The organism is Tardiphaga sp. (assembly GCF_044336785.1).
In the GTDB taxonomy this organism is placed as follows: Bacteria; Pseudomonadota; Alphaproteobacteria; order Rhizobiales; family Xanthobacteraceae; genus Tardiphaga.
The window spans coordinates 1-6,987 of record NZ_JBIIOT010000158.1 but is presented as its reverse complement, the minus strand read 5'-3'; the positions used below and the strand labels follow the sequence as shown (position 1 = coordinate 6,987).

The 6,987-nt window shown below is 66.9% G+C and carries 7 protein-coding genes and 1 tRNA gene; 2 read left to right on the top strand and 6 right to left on the bottom strand.

The features are described 5' to 3' along the window. The coding region (locus tag ACIQ2A_RS24935) for an SH3-like domain-containing protein (protein WP_398484567.1) at positions 1-319 on the bottom strand (319 nt) is incomplete at its 3' end. After that, positions 309-629, bottom strand: coding sequence for a hypothetical protein (locus ACIQ2A_RS24930; protein ID WP_398484565.1), 321 nt, complete (start codon positions 627-629; stop codon positions 309-311). The genes ACIQ2A_RS24935 and ACIQ2A_RS24930, both read right to left, overlap by 11 nt. Before the next feature lie 149 nt (positions 630-778). On the opposite strand from ACIQ2A_RS24930, the gene ACIQ2A_RS24925 reads away from it, so the two are divergent. Beyond that, a complete protein-coding gene (locus tag ACIQ2A_RS24925) occupies positions 779-1,675 on the top strand; it encodes a LysR family transcriptional regulator (RefSeq protein WP_398484563.1) in 897 nt (298 codons plus the stop codon). 79 nt (positions 1,676-1,754) lie between these two features. Here the strand turns inward: ACIQ2A_RS24925 and ACIQ2A_RS24920 are convergent. The 4 genes from ACIQ2A_RS24920 to ACIQ2A_RS24905 form a co-directional block, all read right to left on the bottom strand. Further along, a tRNA-Thr gene (locus ACIQ2A_RS24920) sits at positions 1,755-1,830 on the bottom strand. A 127-nt stretch (positions 1,831-1,957) separates the two neighbouring features. Then, on the bottom strand, positions 1,958-3,685 hold the full coding sequence (locus ACIQ2A_RS24915; RefSeq protein WP_398484561.1) for a heme biosynthesis HemY N-terminal domain-containing protein: 1,728 nt from the start codon (positions 3,683-3,685) through the stop codon (positions 1,958-1,960). A gap of 7 nt (positions 3,686-3,692) precedes the next feature. Beyond that, positions 3,693-4,880, bottom strand: a complete 1,188-nt coding sequence (locus ACIQ2A_RS24910; RefSeq protein WP_398484560.1) for a COG4223 family protein — start codon at positions 4,878-4,880, stop codon at positions 3,693-3,695. A 70-nt stretch (positions 4,881-4,950) separates the two neighbouring features. Then, positions 4,951-5,682, bottom strand: coding sequence for a uroporphyrinogen-III synthase (locus ACIQ2A_RS24905; protein WP_398484559.1), 732 nt, complete (start codon positions 5,680-5,682; stop codon positions 4,951-4,953). 171 nt (positions 5,683-5,853) lie between these two features. Between ACIQ2A_RS24905 and tsaD the strand changes: the two genes are divergently transcribed. Continuing rightward, positions 5,854-6,927, top strand: a complete 1,074-nt coding sequence (tsaD, locus tag ACIQ2A_RS24900) for a tRNA (adenosine(37)-N6)-threonylcarbamoyltransferase complex transferase subunit TsaD (protein ID WP_398484569.1) — start codon at positions 5,854-5,856, stop codon at positions 6,925-6,927. Positions 6,928-6,987: the final 60 nt, after the last annotated feature.

Here is a 6,987-nt window from a genome sequence, read left to right as displayed (position 1 = left end):
AGGCATCGTTCATCTCCTGCTCGCGCTCCGGCCGCAGCCAGTGGTCATAGACTTCGAGCTCCAGCGTGTCGGTCGCATCGCCCGCATAATCCGGCCAGAGATCCTGCTGCCTGAGCCGGATGCGATAGAGGCGCACCGCCGTGCCGCGACCGCGGCCATAGGCCCGGTCTTCGGGATTTTCATAGGTGCCGCCATAGCGCTCGACGACGCCGACCTTTTCCCGCGCATAGAAAGGCACCCGCACATGGCCGGCCTTGGCGAGATCGATGATCCGCACGCGTGCGCCGGGCGCGTAAGGCGGCGGTACTTCAAAAGACATGGTCGCGCGACCCGCTGGCGAGGATCCGCTGCGTACGGGCGCGATGCTCTTCCGCGTCGATGGTCCCGCGCTCGATCAGCAGGCGTAGCCAGCCGTCGAGGCGGCGGCCGTAAAGATAGGATTTGGCGTAGTCGTCGGGCGCCATCTCCTCGACGGCGCGGCGGAATTCATCGAGCGTGATGTCCAGCTTGGCGGACAGCAGATTGACCACAGCGATAAGCTGCTTTTCCCAGAACAGCTGGCGGCGCTCGTCGCGCGGGATATCACCGGCCGGCTTTCCACCGAGATCACTGATCAATCGTTCCGACATCGAAGCTCCAGCACGGTGGCAGGCCCAGGGGACGCTCGGGGATGTCCGAGGGATGCGATGGCGGCGCCTCTTTGCGCCTGTCAGAAAGTTGACATGACCTTTGTCAGAGGTCCAATATATGGGAAGCGCATTCTTGATACCTTTCAGGCATGATGATCGAGCTGCGACACGTGAACTACTTCCTCGCTCTGGCGGAGGAGAAGCATTTCACCCGCGCCGCGGAGCGCAGCGGCATCCAGCAGCCGCCATTCAGCCGGCAGATCCGCGATCTCGAAGAGATGGTGGGAGCCCGGCTGTTCTTGCGGGCGCCGAGCGGAACATTCCTGACCGAGGCTGGCCTCGCCTTCCTGGCGGCCGTCCAGAATGTGCCGGGCCAGATCCAGCGCGCGGCGCGCGATGCACAGCGGGCGGCCCGCGGCGAGGTGGGCTCGTTGCGGGTAGGCTATACGGGCTCTGCGGCGTTTAATCCGGTGGTGGCCGCGACCATTCGCGCCTTCCGCCGCACCTATCCCGAGGTCGACCTTCGCCTTGAGGAAGCCAACACGCCGCGGCTGATCGAGGGCGTCAAGGACGGCTCATATGATGTCGTGTTCCTGCGTCCCGGCGCGTCCGGCAGCGCCGACCTGCAGGAGCGCCTGCTGGTCTCTGAAGCGATGGTCGCCGTTCTGCCGACCGATCATCCGCTGTCGGACTCCGAAACGATCAGGCTTGCTGCCCTGAAGGAGGAGCCCTTCATCCTGCTGCCGCCCGCAGCCGGCCCGATCCTGCATGACGAGATCTATGCGGCCTGCCGAAGCGCCGGATTTGAACCCAGCCTCGGCCAGATGGCCCCCCAGATCGGTTCGGTGATCAACCTTGTCGCCACCGGGCTGGGTGTTTCACTGGTGCCCGAATGCATGCGCTGCATGCAGGTGCCCGGCGTCGTGTTCCGCACATTGGCGGGAAAAAGCCCGATCGCCCGACTGGCCGTCTCGCTCCGGCGCGGCGAAAGCGCAGCGACCGTTCGCAATTTCATTCAGCAATGCAAACGCCAGATCGATCCGTGACCGTGCTGTGCAGCGCGATTTATGGGAAGGTGCGCTTTGCGCCCGACGTGGTGGTTATCAGCGGCGCATAAGCGGGGGATGGTGCCGCAAACAGGACTCGAACCTGTGACCCCGTCATTACGAATGACGTGCTCTACCAACTGAGCTATTGCGGCGAACCATGGTCGCGATTCGGCTGGGCAGCCGGGCGCGATGGAGCCTCTGATATCGTCCGCACCCCGGTTTTGCAAGGCGCGGAAAGGCCGATGGGCGCGAAAAGCGCAGCTTGAAGCAACCCCGGGGTCAGCCGCCCCAGCGGCGCATGAAGCCGCGCCAGCCGCCTTGCTGCTGGCCGCTGTTCAATTCGGCGAATTCGTCGCGATAGGGGTCGTCTTCGTCCACGCCGGGATCATCCGGGGCGCGGGTGATGGGGATGACGGCTGGAATCGGCACCGCCGGGCGGGCGCCCCTGGCAAGATCGGCGCGCTCGCGGAACAGCGGGACAGGAGCTGGCTCAGACTTTGGCGGCGGCGCGACATCGGCAGGCAGGGTTTCGGGCACCGGTTCCGGATCGGGCTCGGCTGCTGCGGCGGGCGTCAGAATGGGTTCGGGCGGTTTTTCGCTGATCGGTGTGGCCGGGACGGGCTCGGCCAATGGCTGAACCACCGGGCGCGGCATCGGCGGCGCCAGCACGGTTTCGCGCAGGATTTCAGCTTCGAGCGAGGCCAAAGGATCGGCATCGCCCGATGGCAGCGCCGCCAGCGGCTCCTGCCACTGGAACGCGTCAATGCGGCCGGTGACCGGGGACACCGGACGCCAGCGTTCCGAGACATAGCCGTCGGCGGTCCAGACCGGATCGTGGCGGGCGCGAACCGCGCGCAGGGTCCAGGCGCGGGCGCGGCCGCTGTCACCGTGTTCGGTGCGCTCCAGTTCGGCCATCAGCATGGCGGTGCGCTGGGTCGGCTCGGCGATGAAGGGGGCGAGCGCGTCGCGGGCCTTGGTGTATTCGGCGGCGTCGATGGCGGCGCGGGCGATGGCCAGGGCGCCTTCCACATGGAAAGGCACTTTCGCCGCCAGCGTCTCGACGCGGACCAGGCGCTGGCGCGCGGAATCGCCGAGTTTCACATGGGCATAGGCATCGGCGAGATCGGGATGCGGCTGCGCCAGCCAGGCGGCCTCGATGATCTTCATGGCGCGGCGGATCTGATGCGCCTCGCTCTGGAAACGCGCGGCCAGCACGGCGGCGGGGATCAATGTCGGCGCCAGGCGAATGGCTTCCATGGCGCTGTCGCGGGAGAGATCGCGATCCTTTGTCTCGGCATCGAGCGCGCGGGCGGTGAGCAGCACGCCGCGCTGGCGGCGATAGGCGACGCGATCGATCAGGCCGGACGACAGATTGGCATCGAGAATCTTGAGCGCGCCGGTCCAGTCCGACTGGGCGCAACGGAAGCCGAGCACGGCCTGCGCGGCCCAGGTCGAATTCGGCGCGAGCTTCAGGGCTTCTTCGGCCAATGCGACGGCATTGACGGGATCGTCGCTGCGCTGGGCCTCGATGAACAGGCCGCGCAGGCCGAGCAGACGCGTGTCCTGCCGTTCCGCCATGGCCTGGAAGGCGCGATGGGCACCGGCGCGATCGCCATCGAGCTGGGCGGATTGCGCATGCAGCAGCAGCGCGAGTGGATCATCCGAGGACAGACGCTTCGCCACGCCGGCATGGCGTTTGGCGACGGCGCTATCGCCCTGGCCAATGGCGAGCAGGCCTTGCGTGATGGCATGGCGGCCGCGGGCCTGGCGCTTGTTGCGGCGGTGGCGGCGATAGCGCGACGGCGCGCGCCAGACGCCGAAAATCAGCCAGACCAGCAGCATGCCGGCCACGATGACGAGGCCGAGCACAAGCACGAACACCGGCAGCGACGTGGCCATGGTCCAGCCGCCCCAGGACAGCACGACATCGCCGGTCTGGTCGGCGACCCATGCGGCGCCCGCGGCCAGCAGCGCGATCAGGATGAGAAAGGCAACGATACGGATCATCGGGGACTCACGGCGCTGGTTTGGAGAGCGCCGCCATTGCGTCGGCTGCGAATTGACGGGAGGCCAGAAGCGCCGCATCGCGCGCGGCGAGCTTGTCGAGCCAGGGCTGCACGGCGGTGCGATCGGCGGGCGCAAGTGTCAGCAATTCACGCTTGGCCGTCGCGACATCATTGCTGCGTGCAGCGGTAGCTGCGCGTGCGACGGCGCTGCCGTTGCCGCTGCTGGCGGCGTCGGTACGTTCAATGCGGACGAGCTTTGCGGCGCCGGCCTGCAGGCGATCGAGAAAGCCGGTGTCGGGCGATGGCGCTGCGGATGACGCTGGCGTGAGCTTCGGCAGCAGTACAAGCAGTTCACGGCTCAGCGCGACATCATTGGGGACGCCCGATGCGGCGAAGGCGTCGAGCGGCTTGAGCTGTGCGGGATCGATGGCAAGCGGCTTCACGGCGGCGAGGGCGGCGGCATAGGGCTCGCTCTGGCGCACCGATGTATCCAGCAATGCGGCGGCCACGGTCCGGCGCAATGCCGGGTCATCGACGGGTTTTGCGCTTTGCTGCGCGGCAGAGGATTTCAGATCGCCGGTGGCGCGTTCGATCACGTTGAGACGCTCGGTGATCGGCGCGAGATCGACGACGGCGGCGGCCGCGCGCGGCGCGGATTTGAGCGTGTTGATCTCGGCGCTCGCGCGATCCGATTGGGTCTTGGCAGCAGTGAGATCGCTGCGGAGGGTTGCGATAGACTTCTCGATACCGTCGATGCGGGTGGCGAGGCCGGTGTCCGGCTTCGGCACTGGGCGGGCTTCGAGCTGCGCAACGCGCCCCGCCAGCGCTTCGGTCGCGGCATTATCCGATGGTGTCATGCTGGTCAGCGCGACCCATGCGGCAGCGGCGACGACCGCACCGGCCACGGCGCCTGCGGCGATCGGCAGCAGCAGCGCGGATTTGTCACGCGGCGGCGCGGTGGCTTCCTCTACGGCGGGCTCGGCTGCGAAAGGCGGCATGTCGGACGGTGATGTATCGACAGCAGGCGCCTCGGGCTGCACTGCGTCGGTCGGAGACACATCCGGCGCGGGCGCGGCGGGTTCTTCACCGGCTTTCGGCCGTTCCGTCACATTGGTGGCGGCGAGTTCGAGGGTCGGCGGCTGGCGCTTGGGCCGGCCGGCATTGGGAACCGATCCCGTCTCGTTGTCATCGGCCATGATGCAGTCCCTCGTGAGTCACACAGCCCCCTTAGCAGAGATTGGGTGGCCTCTCTGTTAACACCGGTTTTTAGCGTGCATTTGGCGGGATGGCACGGGCCAGCGCCGCGAATAAGGCATCTTCATCCGGCGTGGCCGCGGCCATGACTTTTGTCGCACCCGCATCATGGGCGATCTTCGCCACCGCATTGGACAGGCCAAGATGCGGGATCGCCAGCGCGGAAATCTCGACACCGGCGAGGCCCACAGCGTGGAAGAAGGCGCGGGCGCTGCGACGGGAATAATGCAGGACGGCGGCGATCTGCCCGCCGGCGAAGGCGGATGTCACCTCGTCGGGCAGATCGGCCACCGGCGCCATGCGATAGGTGGTGTGGGTGACGATCTCAAAACCGCGTGTCCCGAGCTCGGCCGCGAGATCGCGGGAGAGATCGGCACCGGCGAGATAGAGCAGCGGTTTCACGGCCTGCGCCCGCGCCGTCAGCAAAGCACGCAGATCGTTGGCATCGCCGCCCGCGGAGATGACGTCCTTGAAACCGGCATCCTGCGCGGCCTGCGCGGTGCGATCCCCGACCGTGAAGACGGGAAGGCGGAACAGGCGGTTCGCCGCCGGCTGATCTGCAAGGCCGCGCAGGGCATTGGCCGAAGTGACGATCACGGCGCCGAAATCGGCCTCCGCATCCAGCGAAAACATCACTTTTTCGAAGCGCAGCATCGGCGCTGGAAGGGCAACATAGCCCTGCGCGCGCAAGGCGGCCACGGTGCGGGCATTATCCGGCTGCGGGCGGGTGACGAGAATGGCCATAAGAGCGCTCTTTACTGGAGCATGATCTATTCCGAAAACCGGCATCCACTTTTCGGGATCATGCTCCCGGCGAGGAGTGATTGCACCTTGCGACCCCAGAGTGCTAGGCGAAGGGCAGCAAGAGCCCATATTTCGCTGACAATGCAAGGACCAAGCGTGACCGACCAACCGATGCTGGTGCTGGGGATCGAGACGACCTGCGACGAGACCGCAGCCGCCGTGATCGAACGGCAGCCGGACGGCAGCGGCCGCATCCTCTCCAATATCGTGCATTCGCAGATCAGCGACCACGCGCCCTATGGCGGCGTGGTGCCGGAAATCGCCGCCCGCGCCCATGTGGACCTGCTGGACGGGCTGATCGACCGCGCCATGACCGAGGCCGGTGTCGGCTATGCCGAACTCTCCGGTGTCGCGGCAGCGGCCGGGCCGGGGCTGATCGGCGGGGTGATCGTCGGCCTGACCACGGCAAAGGCCATCGCCATGGTCCATGACACACCGCTGGTCGCGGTGAACCATCTCGAGGCCCATGCGCTGACGCCGCGGCTGACCGAGCCGCTGGCATTTCCGTATTGCCTGTTCCTGGTCTCCGGCGGCCATACGCAGATCGTCGCCGTGCTCGGCGTCGGCGACTATGTGCGCCTCGGCACCACCGTCGATGACGCCATGGGCGAAGCCTTCGACAAGGTCGCGAAGATGCTGGGCCTGCCCTATCCTGGCGGGCCGCAGGTGGAACGCGCGGCAGCGCAGGGCAATGCGACGCGGTTTGATTTTCCGCGGCCGATGGTCGGGCGGCCGGAGCCGAATTTCTCGCTCTCCGGGCTCAAGACCGCCGTGCGCAACGAGGCGAGCCGCCTGTTGCCGCTGGAAGCGCAGGACATCGCCGATCTCTGCGCGAGTTTTCAGGCGGCGGTTCTGGCTTCTACGGCGGATCGGCTGAAAGTGGGTCTGCGGATTTTTACGGAGCGCTTCGGCCCGCCGAAGGCATTGGTTGCTGCCGGCGGTGTTGCGTCGAACCAGGCCATTCGTGGCGCGCTGGAAGCTGTGGCCAAGAAAGCGGGCACCGTCCTGCTGCTGCCGCCACCGGCGCTTTGCACCGACAATGGCGCGATGATCGCATGGGCCGGCGCCGAACGTCTTGCGCTCGGCATTTCCGACGGCATGGATGCGCCACCGCGCGCACGCTGGCTGCTCGATGCCGATGCGAAAGCGCCGGCGGGGCACAAGAACAGCCGGGCGGGATATTGAGATGACGGTGGACAGCGCGGCACTCTCCTTAACCTCTCCCCGCTTGCGGGGAGAGGTCGG